Origin of the sequence: Bacillus sp. J33, assembly GCF_000518885.1 — a bacterium.
Classification (GTDB): Bacteria; Bacillota; Bacilli; order Bacillales; family Cytobacillaceae; genus Cytobacillus.
On the sequence record NZ_JAEL01000020.1, the window covers coordinates 24,666 to 40,905 of the forward strand.

Consider the following 16,240-nt stretch of genomic DNA (forward strand, 5'->3'; position numbering starts at 1 on the left):
CCTATCAATAAAGTCTATTAAAAACTTTAGCGGGAAAATCCTTTAAAAGCAATGGAAATCCCTTTCATTGCCCTAAGATCTGTAAGGCGGACCTTTTATTCTTGGATATCCCGCTTAATCCGATAATTGGTGTAATTGGAGTCGGACCGGAGGACGAAGCGGTTTCTGCAGGAACACCTGGCTCCCACTGCGGGAATATGGATAATATGGATACAAAGCTGATTACAGAAGGTTCTACATTGAATTTGCCTGTCTTTGCAGAAGGAGCTCTTTTGGGGCTTGGGGATTTCCATGCTGCCATGGGAGATGGGAAGATTGGTGTATCCGGCATCGAGATATCCGGAAGGTTTCTTTACAAGATCTAATTTAAAGCAATTCATTAAAAAAACCACTTCTTGTAAATGGTGAAAGCATTGCGGCCCTTAGGCTATTCAGCTCTTTAAATAGAAAAGACGCTCGTTCATGCGTCTTTTTCCTACGATAAGTATTTATTCTTTTTATCAGTCTGTTCATCCTTTTCACAAACCTCCAGAAAAGGGCAGGATGGACATTCATTGGTATTATATAATTCAGTCATACGCTGTGAATCCTCAATCAAATTTTTCATTAGCTGCAGATAGCTAATTCCGTTTTCAAGGCTATATTCATCAGGTGTGAAAATATGCTTTTGTCCATCCATTAAAGTAATAACTTCTATTCTTTCCGGCCTTATTCCAAAGACTTTTTCAGAAAAAATAACGATTAAATGGAAATACAGCTTCAACATTTGCTCATCTGCATCAACTAAATATTTTTTCACAATAAATGAAGAGTTCTCCCATTCTGCAACATCGAAGGTTAGAGAAAGGTCAGCATCCACTTCTTTTACATTCAGGCTAAATTTTTCATAAAGAAACAAGGGCTGTTCAACGTTCGAATCACTCGATAAATTTTTCATTAATCCGTCCGTTATGGCTGCAGCAGCCATATAAAATTGCAGCTTATTATCAAACATGCGAAGTTCGAGCTTACTCCAATATTTCTCAATTAATGCAAGAACTTTGGCTGGTGTTCTATGCCCTAACGGATATTGATAATAAGAATATACCACCCTATTTACAACATGCTGGATTGCCTGGCGCCAGCCAAAAGGATGCTTTTTCTTTTCTATATGTGTGTAGTAAAACCTGTATGGGCATCGGATAAAATCTGTTAAATGCTGGTCAGTTATGGTCTGAACAGATATCTGTGTGTTTTTAACCATTTAGCTGCCTCCTTAGTCCTTCAAACTGTTATATGTAATAAGCTAAAGTAGCATAATTGAAAATTATTATCAGTATTATTTTAATTGAAAATGATTATCAAAATCAACCCTTAATAAAAACTGTATTGCCAAAAATGCCTCCTTACAACTATGAAAGGTATTCATGCATTTAATCTGGGGCGTTTCAGCGAATTTCTCTTGAATTCACTGGTTTAAAGTCAAAAACAATCTTCTCAGGCTTCCCAACTATTCTGATTTTTGTGATATTATCAGTTTAATAAGTTCAGAGAAGGTGTTTTGAAATGAGCTCTTACAGTAATACACATAATGGCATTTTTCCTTCGGTTTGTTCACTTGATTGCCCTGATCAATGCGGGCTTCTCGTTCATAAAGAAAACGGCAGAATCGTGAAAATCGAAGGGGATCCCAATCACCCGGTTACAAAGGGAAATATCTGCAACAAAGTAAGGAATATGCCCGCACGTCTATACGATGAGAAGCGGCTGAAATACCCATTGAAAAGGGTGGGTGCCAAAGGTGATGGCAGGTTTGAACGGATCAGCTGGAAGGAAGCCATTGAAACGATTACAGCCCGCTGGCAAGATCTGATTAAAACGGAAGGGCCTGAAAGCATATTGCCATATAGCTTTTATGGGAATATGGGCCGGCTGAATGCGGAGGGAATGGACCGCCGCTTCTTTCATAGGCTCGGGGCATCACGTCTTGATCGCACAATTTGCCAATCGGCTGGAACAGTTGGATATACGTATACAATGGGAGGAAGTTTCGGGATTGATCCAGAAGATACCATCCATTCGAAGCTTCTAATTTTTTGGGGAATTAATGCGGTAAGCACCAACATGCATCAAGTCGTACTGGCACAGAAAGCACGGAAAAATGGTGCTAAGATTATTGTGATAGATGTGCATAAAAACCAGACAGGCAAAATGGCCGATTGGTTTATTCCGATAAAACCCGGTACCGATTCCGCACTGGCCCTGGGCATGATTCATGTATTGTTTGCGGAAAACATGGTCGATGACCATTTTCTGCACAAGTACACTGTGGGCCATGAAGAGCTCCGCGATCATGTGGTTCAATATGATCCTGCGACTGTTTCAGCCATTACTGGAGTGCCCATTGAGGATATTTACAAGCTTGCTCGTATGTATGGCCATACGTCCCCTTCATTTATCAGGATTGGCAATGGCCCTCAGCATCATGATAATGGGGGTATGTGCATCCGTACCATTTCCTGTCTTCCTGCCATGACTGGACAATGGCTAGTGAAAGGCGGCGGTGCCATAAAAGGAAATTCTGGTTACCTTGCTTTTAACACATCTGCATTACAGCGTCCCGACTTTCTGGAGAAAAAGAATACACGCACAATCAATATGAATCAGCTTGGCTATGCCCTGCTTGAGCTGGAAAATCCGGTAAAGTCCTTGTATGTGTATGGCACAAACCCGGCTGTAGTAGCGCCAGAAGGAAACAAGGTCAAAAAAGGGCTGCAGCGGGATGATCTATTCCTGGTTGTTCACGATTTATTTATAACCGAAACTGCGAAATACGCTGATATCGTACTGCCTGCAACTTCTTCCTATGAAAATATCGATTTCTATTCTTCTTACTGGCACCATTACATGCAAATCCAGCAGCCGGTTATGGAAGCGCATGGGGAATCCAAATCGAATGTGGAGGTATTCCGGCTTCTGGCTAAGGCTATGGGATTTGATGAACCAGCTTTTCAGGAAACAGAAGAGGTAATGATTGAAAAGGCGCTGGATTTTCCTGCAAATCCATTTATTGATGAAATTAATTTCGAGTCTCTAAAGAAAAACCAATTTATAAAAGCCAAGATCAAGCCGCTTTTCCCTGGCAAACTTCCGACCCCAAGCGGAAAAATTGAATTATATTCACAGAGAATGAAAGATGCAGGCTACCCTCCTCTGCCAACTTATATTCCTTTGAAGGATGAAAGCAGCTTGCCATTCCTATTTGTCCCTGCACCGAACCATAACTTCTTAAATTCCACCTTTTCCAACAATGCCAAGCATGTCTTGTTCGAAAAGGAACCCCGCCTTCATATGAATATCAAAGATGCAAAAGCTGCGGGAATAAATGATGGAGACATGGTGCGAGTGTGGAATGAACGTGGAGAATGCGAGCTGAAAGCAGCTGTTGGCGAACTCGTCCTCAAAGGTGTTGTTGTTTCGCAAGGCTTATGGGCAGACATGCCTGGGACCAATCAGCTTGTGAACTCCCTGACTCCGGACCGGCTTTCTGACATGGGCGGTGGAGCAGTGTTTTTCTCCGGGCGGGTTAACGTGGCAAAATGCCAATCCACTAGTAAAATATAAAATAAGCTAAAAAGTACAACCTGCAAAGGAAATCATAGTTTTTTGATCCCCCAACTGTAAAAAAATATTGAAATAACCCTCTTGAAGTTGTGTTCAAGAGGGCTTTTTTGCCTTTATACCGAGCCAAAACATCATTTGCAGCTCTCTACTAATTGTACCTTCCAGGGATTATCGCAAAGTAACGGACCATTTTTTGTTTTTAACAATAATGATGAACCTTTCGCATACTCCATTAAAGAAATTGCACCAAATGGCGTCTCAGCCTGTATATCCACTCTTGCAGGACAGTCCTGCAAGTCCTTTGTTATGCTTGCTGCTTGGTTAACACTTATTGGATTTGGAGTCCGAAGAACAATGTCCAGATCGCTCTCACTTGTTACAGCCCTAACTTCGGCTGCAAGTTCAAACCCTGCACTTCCTCCAGGTCCCCATACAAGTTTATATTTATCCAGTATTTCCCTTGCTATTTTAAGAGAAGAAAAGACAGGTGATTGTTTATTTTCCCAGAGTTTCGTATCCGTCAAATTCTCAGGCTTGATTTGATGAATGATGGCATCCTCCGGTATAAATGCACCAAATCTTTCGCTCCTTGCCCTCCCCCTAATTCCAATAGCTATCTTTCCCTTTGGAGTATTTGCCCTTCGGACAACAACATATGGTGCAATCCTCAACGATTGAATCGCCCAGGCTGGAATTGGAGAATAACTTATGAGATTTTTTGGATCAATCTTCAATAAATCATGAGGTTCGATCACCATTGCTCCGCCAGCTTCTTTCTGACTAAAATTGAAGCTGATCTGCCGCCTTTTATAGCATTAACCGAGTTAAGCCTGTTGCTCAAGTCACGCGGGCTGCTTTGAATGTCTTCTATAGCTGTATTTATGCTTCTATAAATTAAGTCACGGGCTGCTTCAGCAGGTTCTTCAGCATTTACATTGGAAATCAATTCATGAAGTGCTCCCAATTTTTCAAAGGAACGTATATCATAGGCCATTGACGGGACTTGTTTCGCTGCTTCTTCAAGTTCTTCAATGGTTCTTTGAGTAATTCTTGCAGCTGACTGCTTTGACATTACATGTACATTGACACCTTCATCATCCAGGGCAATTAATCGGCTGGCTTGCAATCCATGTGCTAAAAATGCTCCCGAGATAGCCTTTCCTGGAATAAATGAAATCACCGGATGACCTGCTAACCTTGCTGTTGCATAAGCATCAACTGCCGCAGCACAGGCCTGATGGATCCCTAAAAGTTCCTCCCGATACCCATAAGCCTGGCTAGGGACATCAACAATAGCTACAATTGCACGTTTTTCTTCTTTATTCTTATCTTCTTCTATTGCATCCCGGACATGCTTGGCAATCATCCACCCTTGCTCAAGGCCAAATTCACCTGAACGAGCTCTTGGAAAACGGCTTGATTCATCTGGCACTACAGCAAGGAAGCGAATAGGCTTGCTGCCAATTATTGAATCAGAACATAAAACCGAAGGAACACCCCCAATATTTTTGCTGCCCGCTGTCAAAAGGTTAAACCATCTATGTCCCCTGCTTTTCATTTTAACAGCAGTATGATCAGCAGCTTTCTTGTATTGATTTAAACTATCTGGATCGGATTCTGCCCACAGGTCCTGTACTTTCTGTGGATAGAGGACTTGTGATGTATTTACAGATCCGATAAATGAAAGGTATCTGTCAACCTGTGAGCTTCTTGGTTTTTCCACTGTTCCCTGCTTGATTACAGTAAATATGGCCTCTCTTAATGAGCTGATATTATCCTCAGCCTCTATGTCCGCAAAGCCAGCAGCCACCCTTTGTCTTCCTCCAATTGTATTCCAAATCCGCTGTCGATCGGCTGAATCGAATTCCTGAATGCCGGCTTCCTGCTCAATTACTTCCGGTCCATTTAATCCAAGCCTGCCTTCACGTGTTATGATTAAGGTACTGCATAAACCTGCGTTAATTGACATCCCGCCAAAGGCTCCGATTTTACCTGGAATTATCCCAATAACGGGCACATATTCCCTTAACGCCACAATGGCTGCACCAATTTCGGCAATTGATAAAAGGCCATAGTTGGCTTCCTGGAGCCTGACACCTCCAGTATCTAATATCAAAATGGGGTAAATCGTATTGCCCATTTTATTATTTTCGAGTGCCATCTCTAAAGCCCCGGCAATCTTTGCACCTGAGACCTCACCTATTCCGCCTCCCTGAAAGCTGCCTTCAATGGAGATGACTACTGTTGACTGTCCATTTACCATTCCCTTGCCAATTATGACTCCATCATCACTTTGTGGAACAATGCCCTGCGTTTCCAGGTGCGGCGATTCAAGGCCTTCAAATGGCCCCAAAAGCTCCCTGAAGGTACCCTTGTCAAGAAGTACTTGAGCACGCTCCCTGCCGCCGCATTCAACAAAGCTACTTTTTAATGTATCCAGCATCTCTGCCCACCTCCAAAGCTTGTGAAAGCCTTAATGATACAACCCCTGGAGTTGCCCCAAAATCATTGATTCTAATAATTGCTGAAATATCATTTTTACTAAAGAACCGCTCTAATACCGTTTCCCAGAGCTGATGAAATCCAGTGGTGCCTGTACGGACAGTTACATCTGCATATCCCTGGTCCGAAGGTTCCATTAAAATCTCCAGGTCACCTGAACCTACGACTCCAACATGAGCTTTTGAATCCAGCATTTTGGTTGCAGGGAAACGAAAGTTTAATTTTTCCATCATACAGCTCCCCTTCTATTAAATTGGTAAAGCTTCGTTTCTCTTAAATTTGCTTTTCATATGTTGATCTAAATAATCCATAAAAATGGTGGCAGCAAGCAGATCTGCGCTTCCCCCAGGAGATACATTTCGAAGGCATAGTGATTGGTCCAATTGCTCTAATAACTGCCAGCCTCTGATAGTAGAAACTCCTCCAGCTTTTAAAATTTCTTTTGCACGCTCCTTTGTGCCTTCCAAAGCTTCCTTCCCGCCTCTATGCAAAATACAGGTGTCATTAAGCTCTGCCATAAGGGCAATTAACACGTTAAGCCTGCAAAGATTCTCATTCTTGCATTTTTTTCTGGAATCATAAAGGACTGGCAGGCCAATAAGCCTTACATGAGGAAATCCTTGCTCCGCCTCCACTTTGGCTCCGCCTACTCCGAACCTTGCTTTAACACTGCTGCCATTTGTTTTAATCGGAGGCAGTTTTCGATCAGGAAAGAGAGCCAGCCTTCCTGCTTGAACAGCTACATCTTCAATTTCGCAATTACCTAAGTACATCGCAGCACTTGAAACCAGCAGCCCTAATGCCCATATAGCTCCTTTATGGGTATTTACCCCACCAGTGGCCATAAACATTTCCCGTTCTCCCTGCCGCCCAATGGCCGCAATCTCTTCCCGCAGTTCCTGTGAAGGAGACCGGTTAAAGCTTTTTTTCGCTATTTCAATAAATGTGCCTTCTAGTGCTTTAGCAGATTTAATCATTGTTTTTAGTGACATATCTGTATGAGAGCCTGAATTTTTCTTATCAACAAGACCTGGTTTTGGTGTAAGCTCAGCCTCTTCTATAAGTGATTGTACTGCCATCTTTCCAAGGCATAGGCTGTAAGAGTGCAAGTCTATCATTGAATTCACTTCCGTCCCTTTTACCAGCTTCTAAATTTGGCAGGCGGTTCATATAAACCTTCTGACCATTCCACGAGTTCTTCAACATTTTTGGCTGCCAGCAGTGATCTTTTTGCTTCCGTCCTTCTAATTCCGAGATCTTCCGGAAGAGCAATTATCCCTTCTCTTCTCAGCCTATCCGTCTTCTTCACATCATGCTTCAGGCCTATTGGCGTTACACCGGCAATAGCTGAGATTGCCTGCCTTCGTTCTTCCATGCTGTCCGTTTTATATAGATAGGCAATGCCTTCTTCGGTCACTATATGTGTAACATCATTTCCATAAATCATGACAGGTGCTGTCTCAAGCCCTATGTCCTTTTTGGCTCCCACAGCATCCAGCGATTCAACAAAAACTGGTTTATTTCCGTTTTGGAATGTTTCGACTACCTGAACTACTAATTTTCTTCCGCGTGCAAGCGGGTCCGTATCAGTCATCATGTCCAGCCAGGCTTGAGAGGAATGGCGCCTGCCTCCCGGATCATGCCCCATGTTCGGTGCTCCCCCAAAGCCTGCCAGCCTTCCTCTTGTTACGGTTGAAGAATTGCCTGCTTCGTCAATCTGCAGGCTAGACCCCACAAATAAATCTACAGCATATTGACCTGCAAGCTGGCAAAGTGTTCTGTTTGAACGCAAGCTTCCATCATGACCGGTAAAAAATACATCACGCCTGGCAGCTACGTATTTTTCCATTCCTACTTCTCCGCCAAAACAGTGGATACTCTCTACCCAGCCGCTTTCAATTGCTGGAATAAGAGTCGGATGGGGATTCAATGCCCAATGCTTGCAAATTTTCCCCTTCAGGCCCAAGGATTCACCGTAAGTCGGGAGTAGCAATTCAATTGCGGCAGTATTGTAGCCAATCCCATGGTTCAGAGATTTCACCCCGTGTTTTTCATAAATTCCACGAATGATCATCATTGCCTGGAGAATTTGAATATCTGTTATATGGCGCGGATCGCGGGTGAACAACGGCTCCAGTTGGTAAGGCTTATCAGCAACAACCACAAAATCAATCCAGGAGCCCGGGATGTCAACACGAGGCAAGTCGTCAACTAATTCATTCACCTGGGCAATAACAATGCCGCTGCTAAATCCCGCTGCCTCAACAAGGGTTGGAGTTTCTTCAGTATTTGGTCCTGTATATAAGTTCCCTGCAGCATCAGCTTTATCTGCAGCCACTAAAGCGACCGAAGGAATCAAATCAATGAATAGCCTGCCATATAGCTCGACATATGTATGAATCTCACCCATTGTCAGCTTTCCATCTTCCAGCATTTGAGCCATTCGCAGACTTTGTGGGCCTGCATAAGAAAAATCCACTTTGTTAGCGATTCCATTCTCGAATAAATCCAAGTGTTCAGGCCGGGAAATGCTTGACATAATCATGTGCAGATCAAATAGTTTTTTAGGATCCGCCTTGGCAAGAGCAGCTGAAAGGAAGGATGCCTGCTTTTGATTATTTCCTTCCAGAACCACCCGGTCTCCTGGCATAATCAGTGTTTCCAAAGCCTCGACGATTTGGTGTGTGGGAATAATTCTGCTGCTGGTGATTTCCTTCATTTTCTCTATTCTTTTTTGCTTGGCTTCAAGACGGGTATTCCAAGATCGTTGTTTAGTAGCCTGCATTGTAGAATCTCCCTTCTGATTTCAAATTTTCATTTTACGAACATAGCCTCTTTGCCAGGAAGACACAGTTTTCGAAACCATTTTCTTCCACCGAAACAGATCGGGCACCAGGCAGCGTTTTTTTATTTAAATTGGTTAGAACACTTCCAGATGGCATTTCAATTAGGAGCCTTGTTCCATACTCACAAAGTAAAGAGCATATTTCATACCAACGGACCGGATGTGAAACATTTAACGCGAGATCCTCCTTGATTTGTTCCGAATTCCTAATTAACCGGGCTTTCCTATTTGAGGCATAAGGAACTGCAGGTGTACTGATTTTGATATGTTTAAGCTTGTCATATAAGATATCACCTACAGAATTTAGCAATGGACAATGTGACGGTACACTTACGTTAAGAAGTTCAGCCCTCCTTGCACCACTTTTTGCTGCTTGATCAAGAACCATATTGATGCCTGGAATGGAGCCGGAGATTGTAATTTGGTCGGCTGCATTAATATTGGAGGAATATACTGGGGTCACTTCTGTAAATATGGTTTCAACTGCTTTCCTTACCGACCTTGGATCTAACCCTGAAATCACCCCCATCCCATAACCAGAAGGAAAAGCCTGTTCCATCAGTTCCCCCCTTAGCTTTACAAGCCTCAAAGCATCGGTAAAATCCATTGCCCCGCAAGTAACGGCAGCTCCAAAGGCACCAACTGAATGGCCTGCCACAAAGTCAGGCCTCACCCCTTCTGAAACGAGTGCTTTTGATACAGCAACTGACGCAATAAGCAAACACAATTGAACTGATACAGTGGACATCAATGCTTCAGCAGTATCGAGATTATAAACACCTTCACCAATTACTTCACTCGCTTCCTGCATAACGTCACTTACGGCTGGATGGTCAGGCAGGTGGTGAAGCATCCTAATTTTTTGTGAACCTTGGCCAGGAAATAAGAATGCAAGTTTCATCTCCTCTCCTCCTATTTACCCAGCTTTCTCTTCATGCTGGCTATTACATCCTGATTATGTTTTGTTAGCAGCTCTGTTGCCTCTGCTATTTTTTCTTCGTATAGAAGACCGATTAACATTTCATGCTCACGTACTGACTTTTCAATATTTCCCTGGTTAGCGAATGAAAGGCTCTGTATTCTCAATAAAGGCCATCCAAGCCGGGAATACATTGTCTTAATGGTTTCGCTTTTGCTCATTTCTACAAGTGCGGTATGGAATGAATGATTCAACTGCGTATATTGATGAATATCAGTAACATTCTTCATCGTGTCTAAGAGTAATGACATTTTTTCCAGCCCATTTTTGTCGATCCCATTTCTATTGATTCTATCTATGGCCATGGACTCCAGCATGACTCTAATTTCCAGCAGATCATAAATTTCATTTTCTGTATAATCTTTAACTACCGCTCCTTTTCGGGGAATCCTTTCGACAAGCCCTTCAATTGAAAGTAAGTAAATGGCCTCCCTTACTGGTGCACGGCTTGTACCATACTCCTCGGCATAAATATGTTCAATCAATTTTTCACCTGGAACCAGCTCCCCCTTAATAATTTGTTCAGTGATGTGTTCGGCTATATGATTTGACAAAGCATTTTGATTAATTTTATCTGTTTTCATGACACCGTCTCCTCTATTAAAAAATGTTTTGGTCGACTGTCGATTTTATTATACTCTTTCATTTTTAATAATTCAATATTTTAAGAAAATTTGAAAAATAAATTGACTTATGCTTTTCATTCGTTTTATTATGGTTTCTAGGAATACAGTCGACTGTAGATTTACAAAATGCAAGCGCTTTCCTGTGTAATTTTTCCTGCAGCCTAGTCCAGACAGATTTTCTAAGACTCACTTTGCATCCCTGTCCCTAAGCTCACAGCAAAAAATTAAAAGGAGAGATGAAATGGTTATATATGGGGTTGCTTTACTATCTATCTGTTTACTATCGGGTATATTTTTGGGAGACCTTTTTGGAAAATTCCTTGGGATTGATGCAAATGTCGGCGGTGTCGGCATTGCTATGCTAATGTTAATTCTTCTAGTTGAATACCTAAAGAAGAAAGATAAACTAAAAACCCAGACTCAGGAAGGATTATCATTCTGGAGTGCCATGTATATCCCTATAGTTATTGCAATGTCGGCACAGCAAAATGTTGTAGCTGCTTTGGACGGAGGACCCCTTGCCATTACAGCAGGAGCAGCAGCAGTCTTGATCAGCTGGGCAGCAGTACCTGCTTTAAGCAAGGGCGGAAAGGCAAGCAAAACCCTGGAAACTAATATAACTGGAGGGGATCAGCATGCTGGAAATAGTAAGTAATGCACTAATGGATAATGGTCTAATTGTAGCCTTCACTGTTGTAGGGATTACTATGTTTATCTCCTATTACCTCTCCGATAAACTAACAAAAGGGCGTATTCATGGCTCAGCAATTGCCATAGCCCTTGGTTTAGTGCTTGCTTATATTGGCGGATTGGCGACCGGCGGGGAAAAAGGCCTGTCAGACATTGGTGTGTTCGCTGGCATCGGTCTGATGGGCGGAGGCATGCTTCGGGATTTTGCCATTGTGGCCACAGCGTTTGGAGCCAACTTCAGTGAAATCAAAAAGGCAGGATTAAATGGAATTATGTCTCTCTTTTTGGGAGTAGTGCTTTCATTCATTGTAGGTGTAGGTATTGCTTTGGCATTTGGATATAAAGACGCAGTCAGCTTAACAACAATTGGAGCGGGTACAGCAACATACATAGTTGGCCCTGTAACAGGAACAGCTATTGGGGCAAGTTCTGAAGTAATCACTCTCAGTATTGCGGCTGGATTGGTAAAATCCATTCTGACCATGATAGGCACTCCTTTTGTAGCGAAGTATATCGGATTGAATAATCCTCGCTCTGCAATGGTTTATGGAGGTCTTATGGGAACTACAAGCGGAGTAGCAGGTGGATTGGCTGCAACTGACCCTAAACTAGTGCCATATGGAGCGGTTACTGCAACATTTTATACAGGTTTGGGCTGTCTGTTAGCACCCTCTGTTCTATTTTTAATGACAAAAGCAGTTTTTGGCTAAAGCAGCCGGTCTGCTAATTAAATATGGTTTTTTTATCATAAATGTTGTTTTTACTTATAAATTCTGCCCGATGATTTCCGCTAAGAGCATTTTCTTTTCACGGGGAGGGATGAGAGCCACCTCGCTTTCGCCTGTGGGGTCTTCCCTCTCTCCAGAGCAGGACATTGGAGAAGCATCCTTGAATTAACACCTCGTCGTTAGAAAATGCGAATGATTTTTGAGGAGTCAAATGCCCTCCTCTGCAATCAACTCAGTTGGTTATCCTTGAAAAGCAACAAACTTTACGAAAACATCGCTAAGTAAAAAAGCGGCAGTTGCCGCTTTTTTACTGCTTTTTTCACAGTATTGATAATGAATTATTCTCTATCATGTGGAGAATTATTAAAATCCACATAAAAAGGCTGAAACTCATCATTCAAACAATATTCAATTCTCTGCCGGAAGTTCTTCCACGTTACCATTTCCAATGCCTTTTCAATGGGAAAGAACCCGGCTTCCAGGCTTTCCGGACTGGTTGTTAATTTCCCTCCAACTGGTTTTCCCAGAAATAAAGTATTACATATGCAATTGCTGACATTTTGAAAAATACCGCAGAATTTCGTTATCTCGATATCAATTCCTGACTCTTCCTTCGTTTCTCTGATTGCTGCATCTTTAAGAGATTCTCCTTCTTCTACCTGTCCGCCAGGCATCTCCCACCCTCTGCGCGGCCCTTTGATCAGCAGGATTTCATTATTATCATTTAAAACAATGGCAGCTGCTGAAACAATATGCTTTGGAGGATTCATTTTATCCCTGCTTTCATTGAAAAACTTATATTTTATCAGCTAAAGATTGAATGAAACTTTCTTCATCACGTATATTCTGGTGTCATCAAGATACCCATTAGCTAACCCGATTGGCATCAATGTTTAACTTCTCTATGTATAAATCAATTTCTTTTTTACCATTCAGCACAATCACATTTTTCCCCGCTATTTCAAATTTCCGCAATCGGTCTTCCATTTTCTTCTTTCTTGGTCTGTACGTGGTAAGGATGAATTTAATAAAGGCCCAGTCTATTTTTTCTTTGCAGCCTTCACCCATATCAGGCCTGGTCTTGCCGATGTTGGTAATCCACCTTTTCAAAACCCTGTACAGGCAAATAACTAATGGGAGTTCGAGATAGATTACCGTATCGCACTGATCTGCTCTGATGTCAAATGTATTACTGTAATTGCCTTCTATAATCCACTGCCTCTTTTTAACAATTTCCAGCTGCTTTGATGAAAACTCTTCAAGTTCGCTCTCGATCCATCCAGGTTTCCAAAACAAACTGTCCAAATGATAAACCTCTATTCCTAAAGCTTTTCCCAAATGCCGGGCAAACGTTGATTTGCCTGCACCTGCCGAAATCCCAATAACCATAACCCGATTCAGCCCAATCAACCCGCTTTCGATAAGTAATACGGCTCCAGCGAATCAGCAATTTAAATTAGCTCATCCCTGAGAATATTGCTCTTTGCCGCGATTATTTAAATATACGGCAATAGTATAGTTTTGTCCTCCATCATTCCAAGTAATAATTTGGAATAATTAATGCTCCCAAAGCAGGTTACTTATTTGGGGCAGAAAAAATGATGTACGTTTACACAGGTTTGAGGGTGAAATATTTTAAACATCTCTTTTTACTACTAATAATATTTCTTGAAGGAATAATAAGCCTTTAAAAGGAAAAAATATGTATCATACATACTTACGCATTTTATAGGAGGCTGGCTTAGGAATGCACCAGAACAAGATACATTTAACGGCAGCTGAAATAGCTTCCCTCTGGACTTCGTATATGAATGATAGCATGGCAAAGTGCATTTTGGGGTTTATGCTTAAGCATCTTGGTGACAAGGAAATTAAAGGTGCTGTCCAATTTGCGCATGATCTGGCAGCCGGCCATCTGAAGAAATTGTTAAAGATTTACAAACAGGAACAGCTCCCCGTCCCGGACGGTTTTTCTGAAAAGGATGTAAATATGGCAGCCCCATGGCTTTTTTCGGATATATTCTGTCTAACATATATTAATCACATGGCAAAAACAGGCTTACTTGCATACAGCGGATTTTTGTCCATGAGCTCAAGAGAAGACATATGCGATTATTACACAAAAGGGCTAAATGAAACCTCCATTCTTTATAATAAATCCAATCGGATAGCTCTTACTAAAGGACTGCTTGCAAGGCATCCATATATAGAGACGCCCAAAGTAGCGGAATATATTGATGACAAGAGTTATTTAAGCGGCTTAAATCCATTGGCAAATAAAAGGCCGTTAAATGCTATAGAGATTTCCCACCTATATATGAATGTCATGACCAATGCGATTGGTGTCAATTTAAGTCTCAGTTTTGCTCAGACCTCCCCTACGAAAGAAGTATCGGATTATATGTTAAGGGGAGCCGATATAGCCAATAAGCATATTAAGGTTTTTACGAATATTTTACTGCAGAATGATATCCCTACCCCTCGATTGCCTGATGTAAGTGTTAGCAATTCGGTGACGCAGACTTTTTCTGATAAGTTAATGATGTTTCATATGAGTTTGATTAGCGCCGCTGGAACTGGAAATTATGCAACTGCTGCAGCAGCCAGCCAGCGAAGCGATTTGGCCATGAATTATGAACGCCTATCGATTGAAATTGGCAAGTATGCCAAAACCGGGGCCGATATCATGATCAAGCACCACTGGATGGAAAAACCGCCTGGAACAAAAAACCGAAAAAAACTTGCCCAATCTAAAAATGGTTCCTAAGGGAACTAATTAACTGTAAATTTAAAAAGAGCTTTGACGCTCTTTTTTTGTTTTACTACAACTTACGTATTCCTTAATGCATACTTAAGCACCTCCGCAAGTACTGCATGCCACCCCTCGAAATACTCCGGCACCTTATTCGGATCAATCAGCATTCTTTCCTCAGATTCAAATTCCCCTTCAAAATTATGCATTTTCTTAATGTCCATCCGATAGAATACCTGAAAGCCCAGTTTTGGATACGGACTGCTTTCACTCCATTCCAGGTTTTCGCTATGGCCTACAATTACATACCCTAAAAGTTCACATTCTCCTTCTGCATAGCCTTCTTCCATAGCCTCCCGCTTAAAGCATGCTTCCGGAAATTCATCAGGTTCCATATGTCCGCCTGGCAAATCCCATCCCCGGTGTTTTAGCTTTACTATTAACAATTTTCCTTCCAAAAAACAAAGGCCATGAACACTGGTAATTAATTTATATTCCGGAAGCTCTTTTGCCGCCTGCCAATCCATCCTAATTCTGGAATTTCCCCAGTTCACATAGGTAGCTGTCATTTTTTCTTTCCCCGCTTTTAATATTTTTTCTTTTAACCTTCTGCGTAGTGGTTGCTTATCCCTCTGTCTAATACAATTTTTCTCTCAGCGGCTTTTTCTTAAAGACTTTGCGTGAAAAGTGCTATAATATGAAAGGATTTTGCAAAAAGAAGGGCTTGATATTTTTGGCAATAAAGAAGTGATTGGCCTTTCCATCATTGCTGCCGAGTTAACCGGGATGACAATGAGTATATTTTTAATTATTTTGAATTTGCCGTTCCTTTACATTGGCTATCGAAAAATAGGGACAAAGTTTACGATACATACCTTATATGGGGTCATTGTTCTATCAGTATGTACAGCCTATTTACATCATTTCGAGCCGGTAACAGATGATCTATTTTTAGCGACCATTATTGGAGCTGTTATTTTGGGTACTGGTGTTGGACTTGTTATCAGAACAGGCGGCTCATTGGATGGAACTGAAATTATCGCCATCCTGGTCAGCAAGAAAAGGCCAGTATCTGTTGGCCAGTTTATTATGATCGTCAATGTATTTATTTTTATTCTGGCAGCTCTGCTTGTTTTCAGCCTGGAAACTGCCATGTATTCTATTATTACCTATTATATCGCTTATAAGATGATCGATATTGTTGTAGAAGGCATGGAAGAATTAAAATCAGTTACGATTATTTCGGATGTGCCAGAGGAAATATCCGATGCACTTATTAAACAATTGGGTCGCGGCATGACCTATATCCAAGGCCAGGGTGTTTTTACTGGTGAGCCCAAGAAAATTATCTATACCATTGTGACACGGATTGAATTATCTGCACTTCGATCCATTGTAGAAGACATAGATCCAAACGCTTTAGTGGCTATTGAGAATATTGCAGATGTCAGCGGGAGCAATTTCGATAAAGGCCCAGCTCATTAAATGGGCTGACAATCCAAAAAGGCAGTCACT

General features: G+C 41.8%; 16 protein-coding genes and 1 pseudogene. 6 read left to right on the forward strand and 11 right to left on the reverse strand.

The genetic code is table 11. The features are described 5' to 3' along the window. Positions 1–101: 101 nt before the first annotated feature. A pseudogene (locus L634_RS0108390) lies at positions 102–344 on the forward strand (acetamidase/formamidase family protein); the annotation flags it as partial. A 131-nt stretch (positions 345–475) separates the two neighbouring features. Here L634_RS0108390 and L634_RS0108395 read toward each other — a convergent pair. Next, a complete protein-coding gene (locus L634_RS0108395; protein WP_034262289.1) occupies positions 476–1,243 on the reverse strand; it encodes a hypothetical protein in 768 nt (255 codons plus the stop codon). A gap of 302 nt (positions 1,244–1,545) precedes the next feature. Between L634_RS0108395 and L634_RS0108400 the strand changes: the two genes are divergently transcribed. After that, positions 1,546–3,603, forward strand: a complete 2,058-nt coding sequence (locus tag L634_RS0108400; RefSeq protein ID WP_026582072.1) for a molybdopterin oxidoreductase family protein — start codon at positions 1,546–1,548, stop codon at positions 3,601–3,603. A gap of 131 nt (positions 3,604–3,734) precedes the next feature. Here L634_RS0108400 and L634_RS0108405 read toward each other — a convergent pair whose 3' ends face one another. The 7 genes from L634_RS0108405 to L634_RS0108435 are packed head-to-tail and all read right to left on the reverse strand — an operon-like array spanning position 3,735 to position 10,513. Next, on the reverse strand, positions 3,735–4,361 hold the full coding sequence (locus L634_RS0108405; protein ID WP_026582073.1) for a malonate decarboxylase holo-ACP synthase: 627 nt from the start codon (positions 4,359–4,361) through the stop codon (positions 3,735–3,737). Then, positions 4,355–6,046, reverse strand: a complete 1,692-nt coding sequence (locus L634_RS0108410; RefSeq protein WP_026582074.1) for a biotin-independent malonate decarboxylase subunit beta — start codon at positions 6,044–6,046, stop codon at positions 4,355–4,357. Before L634_RS0108410 ends, L634_RS0108405 begins: the two co-directional genes overlap by 7 nt. Further along, positions 6,024–6,335, reverse strand: coding sequence for a malonate decarboxylase subunit delta (locus L634_RS0108415; RefSeq protein WP_026582075.1), 312 nt, complete (start codon positions 6,333–6,335; stop codon positions 6,024–6,026). Before L634_RS0108415 ends, L634_RS0108410 begins: the two co-directional genes overlap by 23 nt. Positions 6,336–6,353: 18 nt before the next feature. Continuing rightward, a complete protein-coding gene (locus L634_RS0108420; RefSeq protein WP_026582076.1) occupies positions 6,354–7,223 on the reverse strand; it encodes a triphosphoribosyl-dephospho-CoA synthase in 870 nt (289 codons plus the stop codon). Positions 7,224–7,243: 20 nt separating this feature from the next. After that, the gene (mdcA, locus tag L634_RS0108425; RefSeq protein ID WP_026582077.1) at positions 7,244–8,890 is read right to left on the reverse strand and encodes a malonate decarboxylase subunit alpha; all 1,647 of its coding nucleotides are present in this window, start codon (positions 8,888–8,890) and stop codon (positions 7,244–7,246) included. A gap of 34 nt (positions 8,891–8,924) precedes the next feature. Further along, the gene (mdcH, locus tag L634_RS0108430) at positions 8,925–9,851 is read right to left on the reverse strand and encodes a malonate decarboxylase subunit epsilon (RefSeq protein WP_026582078.1); all 927 of its coding nucleotides are present in this window, start codon (positions 9,849–9,851) and stop codon (positions 8,925–8,927) included. An 11-nt stretch (positions 9,852–9,862) separates the two neighbouring features. After that, complete coding sequence (locus L634_RS0108435; protein WP_026582079.1) at positions 9,863–10,513, reverse strand: GntR family transcriptional regulator; 651 nt, start codon at positions 10,511–10,513, stop codon at positions 9,863–9,865. Between the two features lie 283 nt (positions 10,514–10,796). Here L634_RS0108435 and madL point away from each other — a divergent pair, with 283 nt between their 5' ends. After that, on the forward strand, positions 10,797–11,210 hold the full coding sequence (gene madL, locus L634_RS0108440; protein ID WP_026582080.1) for a malonate transporter subunit MadL: 414 nt from the start codon (positions 10,797–10,799) through the stop codon (positions 11,208–11,210). Then, positions 11,191–11,955 (forward strand): malonate transporter subunit MadM, encoded by a 765-nt coding sequence (gene madM, locus L634_RS0108445; protein WP_026582081.1) that lies wholly within the window; start codon positions 11,191–11,193, stop codon positions 11,953–11,955. Before madL ends, madM begins: the two co-directional genes overlap by 20 nt. 356 nt (positions 11,956–12,311) lie before the next feature. Here the strand turns inward: madM and L634_RS0108455 are convergent, their stop codons facing one another. Together L634_RS0108455 and L634_RS0108460 are read right to left on the reverse strand one after the other, a co-directional pair. Beyond that, complete coding sequence (locus L634_RS0108455) at positions 12,312–12,743, reverse strand: NUDIX hydrolase (RefSeq protein ID WP_026582082.1); 432 nt, start codon at positions 12,741–12,743, stop codon at positions 12,312–12,314. A 97-nt stretch (positions 12,744–12,840) separates the two neighbouring features. Then, a complete protein-coding gene (locus L634_RS0108460) occupies positions 12,841–13,374 on the reverse strand; it encodes a topology modulation protein (RefSeq protein WP_026582083.1) in 534 nt (177 codons plus the stop codon). Positions 13,375–13,720: 346 nt separating this feature from the next. Here L634_RS0108460 and L634_RS0108465 point away from each other — a divergent pair, with 346 nt between their 5' ends. Next, positions 13,721–14,740: a DUF3231 family protein gene (locus L634_RS0108465; protein ID WP_026582084.1), complete on the forward strand. Its 1,020-nt coding sequence runs from the start codon at positions 13,721–13,723 to the stop codon at positions 14,738–14,740. Positions 14,741–14,802: 62 nt separating this feature from the next. On the opposite strand, the gene L634_RS0108470 is transcribed toward L634_RS0108465, so the two are convergent. Next, on the reverse strand, positions 14,803–15,294 hold the full coding sequence (locus L634_RS0108470; protein WP_026582085.1) for an NUDIX hydrolase: 492 nt from the start codon (positions 15,292–15,294) through the stop codon (positions 14,803–14,805). Positions 15,295–15,433: 139 nt separating this feature from the next. Between L634_RS0108470 and L634_RS30820 the strand changes: the two genes are divergently transcribed. Then, entirely contained in the window at positions 15,434–16,210 is a 777-nt protein-coding gene (locus L634_RS30820) for a YitT family protein (RefSeq protein WP_232233734.1), read from the forward strand. Positions 16,211–16,240 lie beyond the last annotated feature (30 nt).